The organism is Bacteroidales bacterium (assembly GCA_013141385.1).
Taxonomy (GTDB): domain Bacteria; phylum Bacteroidota; class Bacteroidia; order Bacteroidales; family Tenuifilaceae; genus UBA8529.
In genome coordinates, this window is sequence record JABFRB010000006.1 from 109,742 (window position 1) to 129,085 (window position 19,344).

Here is a 19,344-nt window from a genome sequence, read left to right on the forward strand (position 1 = left end):
CAGAGTATTTGTTTGGTGAAAACGACTGAAAAAATATTACATATATGACAAGGAAGAAACACAAGAAAGAGGAAGTTACAGATGAGCAGATATTAGACCCAACAGCGGGTGATACCGCTACATTTTCTGACAAAAATGTAGTGAATGATGAAAAAAAAGACGAGGAAAATAAGACCGAGGAAAAAATTGAGGTAAATCCTGTTGAGCAAATTCAGGCTCAACTTGATGAAATGAAGGATAAATACATTCGCCTTTCAGCAGAATTTGATAACTATCGTAAACGTTCACTTCGCGAGAAGATGGACTTAACTAAGTATGCCTCTGAAGATATACTACAATCAATCCTTCCACTTTATGATGATTTTGAACGTGCAATGAAAAGTTGGGATGAAAGCACTGATATTGATGCAGTAAAACAAGGATTACACCTGATTTATAATAAGTTTTATGATTTTCTGAAAACAAAAGGAATTTCTGAAATCGAAGCAATAGGTAAAGAGTTAAACACAGATATTCATGAAGCCATAACCAAAATTCCTGCTCAGGACGATGCGATGAAGGGTAAAATTGTTGATGTTGTTCAAAAAGGATATATGCTCAACGATAAGGTGATTCGTTTTTCGAAAGTAGTTATTGGGGAATAGGCTTAGCAAAAACTAATTATGGCGAAAAGAGATTATTACGAGATACTTGGTCTACAACGTGATGCATCGAAAGATGAGATAAAAAAGGCCTATCGCAAGATGGCTATTAAATATCATCCCGATAAGAATCCTGGTGACAAAAGTTCCGAAGATCATTTTAAAGAAGCAGCTGAAGCTTATGAGGTTCTTAACGATGATAACAAACGAGCACGTTATGACCAGTTCGGACATGCTGGCATGAATGGAGGTGGCGGGTTCTCTGGTGGTGGAATGAATATTGAAGATATCTTTTCCCAATTTGGTGATATTTTTGGCGGTCACTTTGGTGGATTTGGTGGATTTGGTGGTGGACGAAGTTCGCAACGTGTAAACAAGGGATCCGATTTACGTGTAAAAGTTAAACTCAACCTACAAGAAGTTGCAAATGGAGTTGAGAAAAAGATAAAGGTTAACAAATATGTAACTTGTAAGACATGCTCTGGATCAGGTGCTGCAGGCGGTTCATCGCACAACACTTGCTCAACATGTAGAGGTTCTGGTTATGTTACCCGAATTGCAAATACAATGCTTGGGCAGATGCAAACAAACAGTACCTGTCCTACCTGCAACGGAGAAGGAAAAACCATTACTCATAAATGTACTAGTTGTAGCGGTGAAGGTGTTGTTCGCGACGACGAGGTAATTTCAATCAAGATTCCAGCAGGTGTGGCAGAGGGTATGCAAATGAGCGTATCTGGTCGAGGGAATGCTGCTCGCAGAGGTGGCGTTAATGGCGATCTTCTTGTTCAGATTGAAGAGGAGAAAGATCCTGAACTAATCCGCGATGGAAACGATTTAATATATAATTTGTACCTGAGTTTTCCTGATGCAACACTGGGAGTTCCAATTGAAATTCCAACTGTTGATGGGAAAGTAAAAATTAAGATTGATCCAGGAACACAACCCGGAAAAGTATTACGACTCAGAGGGAAAGGTATTCCAGATGTAAATGGGTATGGCAGAGGCGATTTACTTGTCACAATTAATGTATGGGTACCCAAGAGCCTTACAAAAGAAGAAAAGGCAATGATTGAAAAAATGTCAAAGTCGCAAAATTTTGAGCCAAATCCCGATAGTAGCGAGAGAAATTTCTTTGAGAAAATGAGAGGATTCTTCGAGTAATTAATTAAACCAGTATTTTAACATATAGCAATCTATCCCTGAAAAATTTTCAGGGATTTTTTTATTTTTTTTAAATTGCTGTGCAACAAATTGACTTGATAGCACTTTATATAATTTGTAAAATAAAAATCTTGTTTTTTGTAGCTTTTTACTCATAACAGGTACTAAATACTAAATTTGAATTGCAGTTTATAATCAATTAATAATATCATTATGAATCTTCTAACCGCAGAGCACGTCGAGAAGCGATTCTCTAACCATCTTGCACTCGATGATGTGAGCATTTACGTTCCCGAGAAAAGTATCTATGGACTTCTTGGTCCAAACGGTGCAGGGAAAACAACACTAATCAGAATTATCAATCAAATTACTGGTCCCGATAAAGGTGAAGTAACCTTTGCAGGTCGGAAAATGGTTGCCGACGACATCTATCAAATTGGATACCTACCAGAGGAGCGTGGATTATACAAAAAAATGAAAGTTGGTGAGCAGGCCTTGTATCTGGCTCAACTTAAAGGACTAAGCAAAACTGATGCTATAAAACGCTTAAAATATTGGTTTGAAAAGTTCGAAATACAGACTTGGTGGGATAAAAAGGTTGAAGAACTATCTAAGGGGATGGCACAAAAAGTGCAGTTCATTGTTACTGTTATCCACGAACCTCGACTACTCATTTTCGATGAGCCCTTCAGCGGTTTCGATCCAATCAATGCAAATATTCTAAAAGAAGAGATCCTTAAACTAAAAGAAAAAGGAGCAACAATCATATTTTCAACCCACAACATGGGTTCAGTGGAAGAACTTTGCGACCATATCACTCTTATCAACAAATCAAAGAATATACTGAACGGCCCTATAAATGAGGTTCGTCAAAAGTATGGAAACAATGTTTTTGAATTAACTTTTAAAGGAGATGTTCAGAAACTACGGAGTAGTCTTGATTCAAATTATACTCTACTAAGCGATAGTGAGGATGCTGGACTTAAAAAAGCTCAGATTAAGATAAATAATTACTCTTCCGACAATCGTTTGTTAAGTATGGTTATTCCTGCTGTTGAAGTAACTGGATTCAACCAACTTATCCCAAGCATGAACGATATATTCATTAAGGTAGTTGAAAGTTACAATCAGGCTAACGGAGTAACTGCCAATTAGTTTAACCATATAAAAAATTAGAAATGAATAAAATACTACTGATTATCGAAAGGGAATTTATGTCGAGGGTTCGTAAGAAATCCTTCATCATAATGACATTATTGGGACCAATACTTTTTGGATCATTAATGGTTGGCCCGATGCTACTCGCCATGTATGGGAGAGATGATTCTAAGAAAACCATCGTTGTCCTAGATGAGTCACGCTATTTCACCAATACATTAGCCGAAAAAGGGAACGTAACATATAATTATATTCCTAGCACAAACCTCGATTCTATTAAGAATGTCTATAAAAAAGCGGGGTTTTATGGTGTACTATACATTGGCAAAGTCGAAAACTTCACTCCTGCCAGTATTCGATTTTTCTCACAGGAACAACCTAGCATCGACCTACTCTCAAACTTAGAATCTTCAATATCAAAAGAATTAGAAAAAAGGAAATTGGCAAAATATAATATTCCAAATTTTGAGGAGATTCTAAAAGACATTAAAACCGATGTAAGTGTTAGAACCATACAGTGGAAGGAGGATGGTTCGGAGAAAGAAGGTAGTACTCACATGGCAATGGCAGTTGCCTACATTTGTGGTTTTGCTATATATATGTTCATTTTCATATTTGGTGCTCAAGTGATGAGAGGTGTTATTGAGGAAAAAACCAGCCGAATTGTTGAGGTGGTAATATCCTCTGTTAAACCCTTCCAACTGATGATGGGAAAAATCTTAGGTATTGCAGCTGTGGCTTTAACTCAACTAATTATTTGGGTCGTTCTTACTAGTGGAATTGTTATGGTTGCACAATCAGTTCTTTTGGACGAAAAGGCACAAAAGGCCGTTCAGAACTACTCCCAGATTCAAAACGCATCCCAATTCGGAAATCAAATGGGTGGCACTGATATAGTTAAATTAGATGGAAACCAGCAGAAGATGGTAGATATTATGGTGGCCATAAAAAATATCAATCTATTTTTAATAATTGGGGCATTTATATTCTTCTTCCTTTTCGGATACTTACTCTATTCTGCAATGTTTGCCGCTATTGGAGCCGCTGTTGATAACGAGACAGAAACTCAGCAATTCATGCTCCCGGTTACAATCCCGCTCATTTTTGCGATTATTATAATGATGCAAACCTTTCAAAACCCTAATGGAGCTTTATCGCTCTGGTGCTCATACATTCCATTTACCTCGCCAATTATTATGATGGCAAGAGTTCCTTTTGGTGTTTCGGGTTGGGAAATTCTGATTTCAGGAATTATTTTAGTTGCTTCTTTTATAGGAATGACTTGGTTATCATCAAAAATTTACCGTGTAGGTATTTTGATGTACGGTAAAAAAACATCATGGAAAGAGATGTTGAAATGGATTAGATATAAGAGTTAGAAAGTTTAGAGTTATATTTAGAACCACAATAGACGCATTGGATCACAATAGAGATTTATTTATGTGAACTACTGTGCCTATTGTGGTTTATTTTTTAACCATCACATTCAAAACATGATTAACAAAATTGCAATATCCGTTGAAGAGCTTTGCAAGCACGATTCATCGGGTCACGATTGGTGGCATATACATAGGGTTTGGAACCTAGCAAAGCTAATAGGTAAAAAGGAAGATGTGGATTTACATCTAGTAGAACTTGCTGCCCTACTTCACGATTTGGACGACTGGAAACTTAGCGATAAGAACCAAGAAGATTTACCCAATGCACGTAGATTACTTGCCGAAAACAGCGTTTCTAAAGATATAATAGAAAAAGTGGTTTTAATTATAAACGAGGTGTCGTTTAAGGGCGCCGGTGTAGAAACCAATCCAACCTCAACGGAAGCAATGGTTGTTCAGGATGCCGATAGGCTCGATGCAATTGGTGCAATTGGCATTGCAAGAACGTTTGCGTATGGGGGCTTTAAAAATCAACCTTTACACATACCCGATCTTAAACCTACCCTCCATAAAAATTTTGAAGATTATAAAAGCACCAGAACCTCTACAATCAACCATTTCTACGAAAAACTTCTTCTACTAAAAGATAGGTTAAACACAAATACAGCCAAAGAACTAGCTATTCAACGCCATCGGTTTATGGAGCAATTCCTTGAACAGTTCTATACGGAATGGAATCAAGAGAAATAAGTTATCTGTTATCAGTAGTGCGTTATCTGTTATGACAAACTTAATAACAGATAACTGGCAACAGTTTACTACCTTTACCATTAAATAAAACTGCTACCATGCGAGTTGCTATTATTGATATGGGTACCAACACCTTTAATCTGCTTATTGCTGAAACCAATGGCGATAGTAGTTACAACATCCTTCACAATGGCAAGTACGCAGTTAAACTTGGCGAGGGAGGTATCGATAAAAAATTTATCGCCCCGGAAGCATGGAATAGGGGATTGGCAGCAATTGAATCGCATATAAATACAATCTCATCATTTAATGTTGAAAAAATTTTTGCCTTTGCCACATCCGCAACTCGTGATGCTGAGAATGGTGCTGCTTTCGTAAATGAAATCTACAATAGACACAAACTAAAGGTTGATGTAATAGCGGGCGAAACCGAGGCTCGTTTCATCTATCAGGGTGTTAAACAGGCTATAGATTTGGGCAATAGCATTAACCTAGTCCTTGATATTGGCGGTGGAAGCAACGAACTTATTCTTTGCAACGCAAAGCAAGCGTTTTGGATGCACAGCTTTAACCTTGGTGTACAGCGGCTTTTACAACAATTCAAACCAAGCGACCCAATAACTCCCGAAGAGGTGATACAAATTGAGCTATTCCTCGATCAAGAGCTTAAACTTCTATTCGAGGCATCAATTAGCTACCTTCCTATTCGGTTGATTGGTAGCTCGGGATCATTTGATACATTCAGGAGTTTATTGACTCATGCAGGAGTCATCCCTTTTACAAAACAAAACTACGCCGAAATACCACTATCAGCATATAATTTACTACACCAAACATTACTAAAATCAACTAGAGTAGAGCGTGTCGCAATGAAAGGAATGGAATCTATTCGGGTTGATTTTATTGTTATAGGATCAATTTTTACAAACTATATCATCAAGAGGTTGGGAATAACCTCTATCTATCATTCAGAATTTGCATTAAAAGAAGGAGTTTTATGGGAATTGATGGATAATGTGCATAAAACATAGTTTTGCGCATGCTTTATCAATATATCATTAGATTATTGAATAAAGTTGCGGATCATTAATATAACGCGAGTTCGATGTAAGCATAACATATTGATCCTAAGCATAGTATTAGATTGTTGCTTTGTCATGCTGAACGAAGTGAAGCGTCTGTTTTCTAGACAATTAGATCCTTCGCTTCGCTCAGGATGACACCTTACATCAAACTGACGTTAATATAAAACCTCCATTATTTCACAACTCCATTTTTTAAAATTAGTGGAACTTAGTACATTCGTGCAAATTCTAATCGCTAAGCCTTATGTCCAAAATACTTGTAATAGACGATGAACGGGCAATCCGTAACACTCTTAAGGAAATCCTTGAATTCGAAAAGCACGAGGTAGATGTTGCAGAGGAAGGCATGAGTGCAATTGAAATGTTTAAAACAGGTAATTATGATGTTGTGCTTTGCGATATCAAAATGCCACAAATGGATGGAATTGAAGTGCTCGATAAGCTTCAGGAACACTCTTCGGAGACACCAGTTATAATGATTTCTGGACATGGAAATATTGATACAGCCGTTGAGGCCATCAAAAAGGGAGCATACGATTTTATTGAAAAACCTCTCGATCTGAATCGTTTACTAATCACAATACGTAACGCCACCGATAAAACAACGCTTATTCAGGAGACAAAAATCCTGAAAAAGAAGGTAAACAAAACCTACGATATTATTGGTGATTCTATAGCAATTAGCAAGGTTAAGGATATTATCGATAAGGTTGCACCCACCAATTCTAGGGTATTAATCACTGGATCAAACGGAACAGGCAAAGAGCTTGTGGCTCGCTGGCTACACGAAAAAAGCAATCGCTCCGATATGCCATTCGTTGAGGTTAACTGCGCAGCAATTCCATCGGAGCTGATAGAGAGTGAACTTTTCGGTCACGAAAAAGGGGCATTTACTTCCGCTATCAAACAGCGCAAGGGAAAATTCGAACAGGCCGATGCTGGAACGCTCTTCCTCGATGAGATTGGTGACATGAGCCTTAGCGCACAAGCAAAGGTTCTAAGAGCCTTGCAAGAAAATAAGGTTAGCAGAGTAGGTAGCGATAAAGACATTGAAGTAAACGTTAGGGTAATTGCTGCTACCAATAAAAATCTCCAAAAAGAGATTGAAGCGGGGCATTTCCGCGAAGATTTGTATCATCGTTTAAGCGTAATCATAATCCATGTTCCATCTCTCAACGATAGAGTTGAGGATATTCCAGCTCTTGTAGATCATTTCATCGAGCTAATTTGCTCGGAGCATGGAATGCCAAAGAAAACAATTAGCCCAAAAGCCATAGAGGAGCTAAAAAAGATAAAATGGACAGGAAATATCCGCGAGTTCAGAAATGTTATTGAAAGGTTAATAATCCTTTGTAGCAAGGAGATAACCGATCAGGATGTTAAAGCATTTGCTAACCCTGTATTTCAGTAAATGTTTTGTCCCATCTATCAAAAAAATATAACTAACCCAAGTTGCTAGCCACTAGTATTTAACATTATAAATGAACTAAGTAACCACCCATTTATAAGCAATACACACCAAACAATTAAATAGTAACAAGGAACTTTTAACTAGCAATTTGAATTAATTATTAAAAAAAGTATTTATTAGAGTTTAGATTTCTTTATTATGCTGCATAAAAGGTTGTTAATAATATCCCTTCTCTTAATATCTGTTTTAGCAAACGCTCAAAATCAACCTAAAGTTGGTCTTTGTCTAAGCGGTGGGGGTGCAAAGGGACTAGCCCACATTGGCTTATTGAAGCTTATTGATTCCCTAGGAATTAAAGTAAATTATATTACAGGTACTAGCATGGGAGGTATAATTGGAGGTCTATACGCCTCTGGTTATACAGGAAAGCAAATTGATAGTATTGCACATTCTGCCGATTGGGACATGTTACTTAATCAATATGTTCCAATGAACCAAATATGCGCAGATGAGAAAGATGAGTATAAAAAATATATCGGAGAAATTCCTATCAACAATTTCCATTTACAGGTAACAGGGATAATTGAAGGGCAAGAACTCCTAACCTTTCTAACACGATTAACTCGCCATGTTAATCATATAAGAGATTTTAAAGATCTACCAATTCCTTTCAGATGTATTGGTGTTGATATTGTAAATATTCAACCCATAATATTAGATCATGGTAGTTTAGCAATTGCCATGAGGGCAAGTATGGCAATCCCAACCGTTTTTAAACCTGTAAAAGTGGAAGGAAAACTTCTTGTTGATGGTGGTGTAATGGCTAATTTTCCTGTCCGACAATTAAAAGAAATGGGAGCTGATTTTATAATTGGCAGTTATACAGGCGGACGATTACTAGATGAACAGGAGATGAATACTATTGACAAACTACTTCTTCAATCATCCATGTTTTATAGTATTAACGAATGCAAAGACGATATTAGGTTATGTAATATCTTTAACAACCTCACTGAAAACATGAAGAATTTTACTACTGGAGATTTTAAAAAAGCTAAAAAAATTATCTCTATTGGCGACAAAGTATCAAGATCGGTTCTTCCTAAGCTTAAAGAATTAGCCCTAATTCAGAAAAATAGAGCAGTTGATTTAAATAAAGAGCAAAGAAAATCACAACCTAAAAAAATAAAAGTTGGAGATATCGTCTTTGATACCCTAAAAAACAAACACCTTGAACAATTCGTTTTTAAAAGGCTAACTTTTAAACCAGGTGATTCAATTACTTATAAAGATTTGGATAAATCGATACAAAATATTTATGGAACCAGAAATTTCTTTAGATCTTTCTATAGTTTAGAAAAGCAAGAGTCTGGGGATTATAAAGTAATAATTAACCTTGAGGAAGATAATAAATTTAGAATTAAGGGAGCATTGCATTATGATAACGAACTAGGTACTGGTTTTATCCTTAATTTAACTGCTAGGAATATATTTGGAAAACCCTCTAGGCTTGTTGCCTCAGTTGATTTAGCCGAGGCACCTAAATGCAGGTTAAATTACAAGAAATACACTAGGGACTCAAAATCTTCCATCTATGCTCAGATATTCAATGAAATAACATCTTTAAAATTATATGATACCTCCAATGGAAAGGTAAGTTCTATCTCAAAAACAAATTATAGTTCTATTAGTATTGGTTATAATAAGGATATAAATATTAATAGTTCATTCAATTTTGGTCTGTCAATCGAAGGTTATAATATAATTCCAAAATATAATAACAAAAGTATCTCCTTTAATGTTCAAGAGTTTGATTATAATATAAATAGTATTTCATTGGGGTTAAAAGGAGTATTTCAATACAATACTCTTAACACTAACATTTTTCCTAAATCGGGGACAGACTTCCTGATCGAGAACAAGTTGGTACTAATACCTTTCGAAAGCCAAGAATTCACAAGAATAACGCCCTACCTCATTATTCATAAGCGAGATAGTATTACACCAACAGGCACTATATCAGTATCGGATACCACTTTGCGTTTAGATACAATGCTAACAAATAACCAAGTATTTTTTAGTCCCTATAACAGGTTATTTATTAAATTTAACCATTATACACCCATTTCAAGAAAAATATCTTTAATTACAAACTTTAATACTGGCTTAATTTTTTATAAATTAATAGATCTAGATACAGCCAATTTAGCTGGTTATAAATACAGTAAAGAGAATCCTACAATAGACAATTTTTATATTGGGGGAGCGGAACAAAGATCAAGAGTTACTAGCTTTGTGCCGTTTTGGGGGGCAAAAGAGGGTGAACTTATTGTTACCAATTTTGTTACAGCCCAACTTGCATTACAATGGGAGCTTTACCCGAAACTATATATTACCCCATCATTTTCATATTACTTTGAAACATCATCTGTGAATAGTTTTATAAAAGATATTATAAATGCAGATCCTTCTGAGGGTAAAAGATATAATCCAAACCCCAAACACTCCTACATGGCTATATATAGCACGGGAATTAATATTGGCTACAAATCCTTCTTTGGTCCAATTAATTTAAATATTTCCAAAATTTCAAAATATGATTATTACAGGATCTACTTTTCGGTAGGGTATAGATTTTAGTTGGGATAAAATCAACAAATATAGTTTGAAATTAAAACGAATCAATGATAAAATTCCATTAAAGAATAAAACACAATTTATTTATAGTCAATCTTTTATTGCTTTTTAGAATTAAATATTGCGTGATTATAAATACATAATTTATTTCCTTGAAGATCAATTTTAAAATTCAATTTTCAACTAACGCAGAGTTAATTCATTGAATATTAATTGGATTATTTGCCTCTATTCAATCTTCTCGCCGATAGTTTTTTCCAAATGCTATGCGCTATATTTATTTCTCTCTTTGTCAGCCCATAACATTCCTCCAAAATCACTTTATTAGTAATTTCCAGAACCTCTTCAATATCTGTCTTATCTCGTATTAGTTTGTCAATTTGAGAAATCAATGAAGCGTTATCTTTGTGATATGGAAGTAATATTTTTTCTGCCTCATTAGGCATTAATTCTAAAACTCCACCGCCATGGCTTCGTCCACAAACTTCTGCAAATGCCAAAGATAATGAATTATAATAACTTGCTGTTAGTGCATTTATATCTGTTCCTTGCTTAACGAAAACTCGGTGCATTGTATCTGTAGTGTATGCTTTTGCTTCATTGATTATTAATCGTGGATAAAGATTATTTCTTCTGATAAAAAGTGCTTCGGAAATTTTCAAAGATGGAACTACAAACCAATCATTTCTAATGCTTGTTTTATAACCCTTGTTAATTCCTAAGCTTTCTCCATATGCAATATATTTTACTGCTCCGTTTTTCTGATTCAGGTTTTGTTTGTCAGGAAATGTAAGAAGATGAGCTTTCGCTTTTGAGTTCTTATTTAACTCCCAATCCTTTTCAGTAAATATTACGCTATTTACTTGAACGCTTCTGCCAACCATTGGTTTTGCATAACCCTGAAGATCATACTCTTCAACAGTTGTGAGAGGAACTGTAAAAAAGGCATTTGACCCTGTTGTTATACCTACTTCAACATTTGCATATTTTCCAAGAGTTGGAATATTTCTATTCTTAGCAATGTTTTCTAAAAAATCTATTTCCTCTTGCTCTAAAAAATAGAAAGTCCATTTATTTGATTTAAAATCAATTTTCTTTTGTGGGCTTTTTAATCTTGTGGTATCGAGGGTATTCAATTCCCTTGCATCCTTTAATTCAATGTGTTCAATATTATGTTCTTTAGTGCCATTCTTTTCACAAAGGAGTAATACTACCTCCTGCTGAATATTTGGAAATACAAGTTTCTCAAATGAAATAATATTAATTTTATTATAAAAGTGAGCAATGAATTTTCGTAACTGTAATGCAAATGAAACTTGCAGAATTTCTGCAGGTAACACAAAACCAATCCTACCGCCTCTTTCTTTCAATAAAAGGGATGAACCAACAACAAACGAAACCCAAGCATTTGTGAGTTTGGAATAAGTCAATCCTGCCTTAATGAAAATATCTCCTGCTTCAACTTGTTGCTGTCTATTAAAAAATTGGTAGCGAATGTATGGTGGATTACCCACAATTAAATCAAAGCGTTGATTAGTATTATTGCAATATGTATGAAAATCATCATTTATGATTTGTTTATCTTTTAAATCAATTTTATCTGCTTTCTGGGCTTCAATTTCATCAAACTCAATTGCTGTAATTGAATTGTATTTTGACTTTAATTCTTTCAACTGTTCAAGAAAAACACCATCACCGCAACTTGGCTCTAGTATATCAAAATCGGTGCTCCCATTAATTCCCCAACGCAAAATAAATTCCGCAATTGGTTCTGGAGTATAAAAACCACCTCTTAACTTCTCTGCTGTTGCGTTCTCAATCAATTTCATTGGTTAAGAAGTTTTTTTAGTTTTTAAATACTTCACTTTTTTCTCAGCAACTTTCAATACTTCACTAGCAAATTCTTCTTCACCCATAACTTTGTATGCAACCGTATCACTTAGAAAAGCAATGGTTAAATCTTTATCACTTACTTTAAAAAAACTTGCAAATTTTTCAATTAGTTGTTTGGTTGGTTTGCGATTGTTTTTTTCAATCTTACCTAGCATAGACGTATCAATTTTCAAAGCCTCAGAAACTTCACGTAATGTAAGACTTCTCTCTTCGCGAAGGTTTTTTATAGTATCTCCAAAGGTTTTTTCAAAAATCATTTTGGACTATTTTTGTCCAAATGTAATAAGGAGCAAGAGAAAAGCAAAGAATAACAATTAAGAAGTTTTCAACATTTTAGAAATTTTATCATTCTATTACAATGTGGAATACATCATCTTCGCTAAGAGGGGAGTAAATATTTAGTGTTTTTCCAGCAATACTATTTTTCTTCAAAAAGGAAATCAGGTCTGATCCCCAATGAATTGTTGTCGGAATATTATCCTGTCCAGATATTCTTTCCAGATCATGACTTATTTTAAGTTCATGCACTCCAATATTATTGCCATCAATAGATATATTAAATTTACACTTTGCAACTTGTAATGGAGAATTATTCTTTCTAATTTCTGACGACCACTTTAAATTTGCAAAAACAAAATTTCTAAAATAAATATTTCGATCTATTTTCTTTCCATCGACTTTAAAATTTGCATCACCTAGTCTTATTACACCCGTTATTGCAGTATTTCCGCTAACTTGTTGAGCATCCGAACTTGGAAGGTTTCTCTTTTGCCAAACCAAACTGCCAATCTCAATTGGATCTTCCGCTTCAAGTTCTTTAAAGACTTTTTCGATTTTTTTATTACCTCTCGACTTGCCTCGAAATGCTTTTGGAATTAATGCTGTTAGTCTTTTAGGAACTGATATATCAGATTTATTTTCACGTTTCTTTCCTTCTGTAGATTGTTTACCATGTTTTCTACTGCGCTGGGTTTCATTTGGCACAATCCCTTTATCAATAAAGTATTGAATGGTTTCTTCGGATATTTTGAAAAGATTGGGATCTTTAAAGTTGAACAAACCAATGTAATAACCCTTTAACTCGTCTAGAAGTTGCTTACCTTGATTATCTGTATTTAAAAACTCTATAAGAAGCGAACTTTCTACATTTCCAAATAATCCTTTTGCTGTAAGATTCGAAGAACCTAGAATCAATTTTGTTTCTTTCGTTCCTTCAAATAGGTAAATTTTAGGGTGAAAGATTGGGGGTTCTACTTGATAAAATATGTAACTATTGATTTTAAGATTATTGATTTCATATAATGCTTCTTTAGAAGTACCATCTTGATCAATACCAACAATTATATTAATGTTTTCAATGTTTTTTTTCGCATTATCAATGTGCTCCGACAAACCAATTATACCTGCTTCGCTCGCAAAAGCAGAAATCCCCGTAAATGTATGAAAACTATTTTGTGATAGAAGATTAATGAGGTGATTACCTACAGAATTTAATGATTCGTGCTCGTAGCCTTGCCCTAATAAGGTTATTTTCATTGTTTTTTAAAACAAATATAATTATTAAAAGCGATTAAATTATACTCTTTGTAGTGTGAATAAGAGGGTTGGCATTGCAGAACTTGCAAAGACTTCGCCAAATTGGTATAATTATTCCCTTTCAAATATCTTTTAATAAAACACTTATAAACATATGATTAAACAATATATCAACCATCCACAATTTGAATTATTTTAATCATTATTAATTTTTAGCAATATAAATGACAATAAATTGTAAATAAAAAGCGTAAATTTGATCACGTTAATATTTTAGATGTTGATTGTCTTAGTTTGCATTAACATTATCTAGATCAATGAAACGTTTCTTTGTCGTACTCATATTGGCTGTTGTTTTTGCGCTAATTGCCCTCTACTTTATTAAACCCGAAATTGTAGAGAAAATCTGGCTTTGGGTTGTAGGGCTTTTGGGAACAATTATCGCTTTCTTTCAACGAACAATTAAATGGATTGGAGATCAAATCGATAATCTAACGCATAAAAACTCAAACAATACTTCCACAGAAAAAATCGCAAATTGCGATTATTTTATGCAAATAGTTAGGTACTCCCGTACTGGCAATCGAATTCTGGGAATGGTTTTTATTGATGGTAAGTTCATTGGTATCTCCAACGAAAACGCTCAAAACAGTTTAGGTATTTATCAACTTAACATTAAAAACAACACCATAACCCTTTCCAACGAAAGTTCAGCTCTATCATTAATACCGTTGGTTAACAATATTTCAAACGAGCAGGACATACTATTTTCTGCCGACCAGAACGCTCAAAATACGGATACCAATCAAGCCTACAATTCAATTATTGAGCAATTATCCGCTTGGTTAGAAAATGAGACGAAGCCTAGCCTTCAAATATCCAATTCCGATATCTTTCAAAAAAATCAACAATAAACAAAGTATCAGTACAACCATTTATACATAGAATCATTAAGTAAGAAATAACTAAAAATCAAGGTCATGGGAAAAATACTTGACGATGCAAAAAAATCAGTTCACAACCTGAATTTGATATTCTTTTGGGCAATACTATTTGTAATAGCATTGATCCTAATCATGATAATTGTAACAGTTTTTCAGCTGGTTTTCGGAAATATCAATGTATATAGTTTTGTAGCCATCAATCTGATACTGATATGGTTAGGATTGCTTATCGGGTATCTAGCCTGGGCTATATATTTCTATAATATCAACCTTGGCCTTACCAACGAGAGCTGGGCAGAGCTTAAAGAACAAAGCAAAAGCGAAGCAGAATCGATGGCCACTGAGCAAAAATTGACTCAGAAATACGCTGGCCCTGAGGATAATCTTTATAAAGAACAAAGCCTTGGACTTCCTCCGGGAACTATCCGTGGAACATTGGCTTTAACACTGATGATAGGCGGTTTGTCCCTATTTATTTACTCCATGGGAGGCCCAAAGCTTCAGGAAGGGAATAGCTTTATTTACGATAATTTCGAGTTCTTTAAGACCGCATTTTTGATGATGATTGCATTTTACTTTGGATCAAAATCACTGGAATACTTAAGGAAAGACAACCCTGGTGGTATTATACTGAAACGATTTAACAACCAAACCTCACAGGTTGAAAACACTCAACCATCATCTAGTTCAAATGCAGATACTTCTAATGTTACAGTTACACCATCATCTCAAACTCTACAACAAACCACGCAAACAACAACAGTTGCTAGTTCAAAAATGCAAAGTTCGCCAGTAATGGCGAAAAAAGAACCAACTGCAACCCTAACTGCACAAGGTGACAACTTCGTTATAGAACACAAAACACTTGATAACGATGACATTGAGGAAAGCTGTAAGACATTAAACATTGAACCAGCCGCTATGCATGCGGTTATAGAAGTAGAGTCAGGCGATTCAGGATTTTTTGAAAACGGTCAGGTAAAAATTCTATTCGAAGGCCATGTGTTTTGGAAACATTTAGCCGATAGAAAAGCAAAAGGGTTAATACCACAAGGGCCAGAGTATTACGCTCCAACCTACCCAGATATCGTTTACAAGGACTGGACAAGACAATATTATCTTGTTGATGAAAAGGAATATTTACGGTTGGAAAAGGCAATGCTTATTGATCGCGATTCAGCATATCTGTCAACCTCATGGGGCAAATTCCAAATCCTAGGAGAAAACTTTGAGGCTGCAGGTTTTAAAGGAAAAACAATAAGTGATTTTGTTGAGGCTCAAAAAATATCGGAAATGGAGCATCTAAAAGCGTTTATTGCTTTTATTTCCAATACAATATATAAAGGTAAAAATCTAATAAGTTACTTACAAAGCAAAGATTGGAGCAGTTTTGCACGTGCTTACAATGGACCTAGCTACGCCGAAAATAAATACGACATTAACCTAGAGCAGTCCTATCATGATTTCTCTATTCGCATGAATACCAACATAAAAGCCACGCTCACAAGGAAAGAATATGAAACCAAGCAAACACTGGGCGATTTAGTGGTTGAAGAAGGTGGAAGTACAATATTTAACTGTAAAACCTTAGAACTCCCAGATCTAAAAAATCAAAGGAATATTAGCTGTATCCCAAATGGTACATACACAGTTCTAAAAAGAAACAGCGAAAAATATGGTACCCATTTTCAGCTATTGAATGTCCCCGATCGGTCAATGATACTAATCCATTCAGGCAACTACTATACTCATACTAAGGGCTGTATTTTAGTTGGTTCAAATTTTCAAGATCTTAATCAGGACGGTATGCGCGATGTAATTGAAAGCAAGAATACCCTAATCAAACTATATGCTTTAATGCCCGATAAGTTTGAACTTAAAATTTGCTAAAATGAAGCGTTTTGCACTAGTAATAGTATTAATAATTGTTCTATCCGCTTCGTGTTCCAGACCTGATGAGGGTTTGGTTGTTAGCAAAATTCAGAAAGCCTCAAAGTTGGCTACTGCTGAATTTACTCTAAACAAAGCCGTTATTGCCACCAAAGGAAAAACTTTTCTGTGGGTAATTAAGCTAAACGAGGCAATTTTTGTGGCTAATACACAGGCAATTATTAAAGCGGGCGTAGATCTAGAGAAGCTCAAAAAGGAAGATGTTGATATTGATGGAAAATCCATTCGAATAAAAATGCCTTATATAGAGATTCTTAACTTCTCGTATCCTATTGATAGGGTTAAAATCGATTCCACTATCAGCGAGGATGCCTTTATGAATAAGTTTTCCATTCAGGATTACGACAAAATACTTGAGGAAGCAGAACTTAAAATTCGCGATGTTATTCCTTTTATAGGCATTGAAGAATCTACCAAGCAAAAAACTCGTGCCTTGCTTGAAACTCTTCTTCGGAGTTTGGGATACACCGAGATATACCTAGAATTTAAAAATGGATTGCAAATCGATGGTGTTGTTCTAAAGCCCTCGGTGGCAGACTCGTTGCTTTTTAAGAATTGAGAAATTTATATAGCGTGATATTTAATAGATATTAAAGTGGATCAATGTGGGTAGGATTTCCCCCTTTTTTAAGGGGGAACAAAAGGGGGTAAATTAGAAATATTAAAATTACCACCCCTACCCCTCCTTAAAAAAGGAGGGGATTCACCACACAAAGTACCGCTCAAAAATGGCACATATGGTTAACATTCATAATTTTTACAATACTTATATAGTCTCTGAAAACAGGAGGTAATTATGATAATCTCGTTCTTGCTTAAAAATATACGTTCCATAATCGATGCGCTGATAATTGCTGCCATAATAGTAGTTTTTGTAATATTCGATCCCTTTAAATGGTTTAACACTGGCATTAATATTCGCAACACTCCTGTTTCGGTGCAAAACATTAGGGAAATAAGGCAGCTTATCACAGCCGAATACTATGGCGAGGCCATTGCTTCGCTTTCCGAAAGTTATATGGAAGAAATTGCCCCTAAAAAGATAAATGAGGAAGGGCAAAATTTATTTATCAATTTAATAACAGCCGTTGACTCTCTTAGAAAAACAGACAAACCAGGATGGTTTACTTTCGATGCAATTCATAAATGGAATATCGAGAGTCGTCTAGGCGAGTATTTCCCATGGATAACACATAGTAAACTTTACCCCAACTTAATGAAATGTCTATGTGATACTATTAATAAGGGATTACCCGCAAATAAAAAATTCGATACTAAAAAATTGCTATTTGAACTATATGATAATAAGGGAATATGTAAAGGCAGTAGCTTTGAAATTTCCAAAGAAACTGAATTAGTTAATTTGACTAAATATTTTAAATCAGATATCAAACTCCAAGAAAAGAAAAAAAATATCGTTTACATAGGTCGTGGCTGGGTAAAAGCAGGTATCGATTTTGGAAAACTTAAACCCGATGATATTTTCTACAATTCTAGCAACAGCACCTTATATATCAAAAATTGCGAACCCGAAATCCTAAATTGCGATATTAATCCTTGGTTCATTCCCAACAAGGTTAAAGGATTTGAATTGATAAAGCAGAAAGGAAGTTTTGACAATCCTTTTGCCGAGGCCGTTAAGGTAAAAAAGGCTTGTATCGAAAACCTTCGCCTTCAGGCGATGAATAGCGGAATCATTAATCAAGCACGGAAAAATGCACGCGAAAGCCTTATGAACCTCTTTAGCCTTCTGATGGATAGTAATGTTAAACAGGTTGTATTCACCAAGAATAAATTTGAACAAATACTAAATGAGATTCAGAAAGATACGCTAATATCCAACCAAGAGGCAGTATTTATCAATGAACTTACGGCTAAAAGTTTGAAAGATATTGATACAGCCTTCTACTCCGATTATCGCATGCAGCTAGCGGATCTTAGCGGTTTTTGCAGTAAACTACAATCGTTTAAATATGCTGGCAATCCTGTAAATGGTATCTCGCTTGATATGGCTCCATTCCTACAAAACGATAAAATTGATACCATTGAACTCGATAAAGCCATAAAGATTTTATGCACAACCGCTTATCGTGATTCGGCTGCTATAAAGAATGACATGTATAGACTAATGGCTAGCTACAGAATTCCCCAGAACGATTTTATCGATAGCAGCTTAACAAAAGGAATAATAAACTACCATCCTAAAACCGATTTTCAATACAAGATGGCTAGTTTAACCCGAATCTACCGCGATAGCCTTTACAACCGTGCGTTGAATAAATGCACCAAAGTTTTAAAAACACCCAAAAACCGCTATGCAATTTGGTTTAAATCCAGAGTAGACTACGATAGTACCCTAATTCAAACAGCACGATACCTCCAAACAAAATGCGATGCCAATATGCTGAAAGTAGATAAATCAGCTTTAATCAACCTTAGTAAAGATACAACCCAAGTAAAGCGTATTCTGGGGGTTTTTAGAGAAAATGTGGAGATAGTAAAGAAAAAGTAAGCATTTGATATTATTAGGGCATTTAAAACTATCGCAAAATGCGATATGTTGTTCTTCCCTTAAAATTTCACCCAAACTCTTTAATAAACCTCCCAACCCTCCTTGAAAAGGAGGGCTAATTGAGTTTTGGAGTTTGGTTTGTTTTTAGAAGAAAAGTTGTATCGTCCTGAAAAAAGTTGACAGATTTTTCTAATCCTAAGCGGAGTTGACAAAACATAATTTTCGGGTAATGATGAGCCGGAAGATAGTTTTGCTTCAGACAGAAGGGGCTAGATGCCCCGCCT

At 35.1% G+C, this 19,344-nt stretch carries 15 protein-coding genes; 12 read left to right on the plus strand and 3 right to left on the minus strand.

From position 1 onward, the window contains the following. Positions 1-44 precede the first annotated feature (44 nt). The 8 genes from grpE to HOO91_04705 all read left to right on the plus strand — a co-directional run bounded on the left by grpE (position 45) and on the right by HOO91_04705 (position 10,228). The gene (grpE, locus tag HOO91_04670) at positions 45-644 is read left to right on the plus strand and encodes a nucleotide exchange factor GrpE (protein NOU16834.1); all 600 of its coding nucleotides are present in this window, start codon (positions 45-47) and stop codon (positions 642-644) included. Positions 645-662: 18 nt separating this feature from the next. Next, entirely contained in the window at positions 663-1,805 is a 1,143-nt protein-coding gene (gene dnaJ, locus HOO91_04675; protein NOU16835.1) for a molecular chaperone DnaJ, read from the plus strand. A 213-nt stretch (positions 1,806-2,018) separates the two neighbouring features. Continuing rightward, positions 2,019-2,960 carry an ABC transporter ATP-binding protein gene (locus HOO91_04680; protein NOU16836.1) on the plus strand — a complete coding sequence of 314 codons (942 nt, stop codon included), beginning with the start codon at positions 2,019-2,021 and terminating at the stop codon, positions 2,958-2,960. 23 nt (positions 2,961-2,983) lie between these two features. Then, a complete protein-coding gene (locus HOO91_04685) occupies positions 2,984-4,342 on the plus strand; it encodes an ABC transporter permease (protein NOU16837.1) in 1,359 nt (452 codons plus the stop codon). A gap of 114 nt (positions 4,343-4,456) precedes the next feature. Next, on the plus strand, positions 4,457-5,092 hold the full coding sequence (locus HOO91_04690) for an HD domain-containing protein (GenBank protein NOU16838.1): 636 nt from the start codon (positions 4,457-4,459) through the stop codon (positions 5,090-5,092). Between the two features lie 98 nt (positions 5,093-5,190). Then, positions 5,191-6,123: a phosphatase gene (locus HOO91_04695; GenBank protein NOU16839.1), complete on the plus strand. Its 933-nt coding sequence runs from the start codon at positions 5,191-5,193 to the stop codon at positions 6,121-6,123. 298 nt (positions 6,124-6,421) lie between these two features. Next, positions 6,422-7,588, plus strand: a complete 1,167-nt coding sequence (locus tag HOO91_04700; protein NOU16840.1) for a sigma-54-dependent Fis family transcriptional regulator — start codon at positions 6,422-6,424, stop codon at positions 7,586-7,588. 198 nt (positions 7,589-7,786) lie between these two features. Continuing rightward, entirely contained in the window at positions 7,787-10,228 is a 2,442-nt protein-coding gene (locus HOO91_04705; protein NOU16841.1) for a hypothetical protein, read from the plus strand. Between the two features lie 215 nt (positions 10,229-10,443). Here the strand turns inward: HOO91_04705 and HOO91_04710 are convergent, their stop codons facing one another. The 3 genes from HOO91_04710 to HOO91_04720 all read right to left on the minus strand — a co-directional run bounded on the left by HOO91_04710 (position 10,444) and on the right by HOO91_04720 (position 13,654). Then, positions 10,444-12,054 (minus strand): class I SAM-dependent methyltransferase, encoded by a 1,611-nt coding sequence (locus tag HOO91_04710; GenBank protein ID NOU16842.1) that lies wholly within the window; start codon positions 12,052-12,054, stop codon positions 10,444-10,446. 3 nt (positions 12,055-12,057) lie between these two features. After that, positions 12,058-12,375, minus strand: a complete 318-nt coding sequence (locus HOO91_04715; GenBank protein NOU16843.1) for a helix-turn-helix transcriptional regulator — start codon at positions 12,373-12,375, stop codon at positions 12,058-12,060. Between the two features lie 88 nt (positions 12,376-12,463). Next, positions 12,464-13,654: a hypothetical protein gene (locus HOO91_04720; protein NOU16844.1), complete on the minus strand. Its 1,191-nt coding sequence runs from the start codon at positions 13,652-13,654 to the stop codon at positions 12,464-12,466. A 317-nt stretch (positions 13,655-13,971) separates the two neighbouring features. Between HOO91_04720 and HOO91_04725 the strand changes: the two genes are divergently transcribed. From HOO91_04725 to HOO91_04740, 4 genes are all read left to right on the plus strand, one after another. Next, complete coding sequence (locus HOO91_04725) at positions 13,972-14,568, plus strand: hypothetical protein (protein NOU16845.1); 597 nt, start codon at positions 13,972-13,974, stop codon at positions 14,566-14,568. Between the two features lie 66 nt (positions 14,569-14,634). Then, the gene (locus HOO91_04730) at positions 14,635-16,488 is read left to right on the plus strand and encodes an N-acetylmuramidase family protein (GenBank protein ID NOU16846.1); all 1,854 of its coding nucleotides are present in this window, start codon (positions 14,635-14,637) and stop codon (positions 16,486-16,488) included. 1 nt (position 16,489) lies between these two features. Further along, on the plus strand, positions 16,490-17,107 hold the full coding sequence (locus HOO91_04735; GenBank protein NOU16847.1) for a DUF4230 domain-containing protein: 618 nt from the start codon (positions 16,490-16,492) through the stop codon (positions 17,105-17,107). Between the two features lie 237 nt (positions 17,108-17,344). Then, complete coding sequence (locus tag HOO91_04740; GenBank protein NOU16848.1) at positions 17,345-19,060, plus strand: DUF4230 domain-containing protein; 1,716 nt, start codon at positions 17,345-17,347, stop codon at positions 19,058-19,060. Positions 19,061-19,344: the final 284 nt, after the last annotated feature.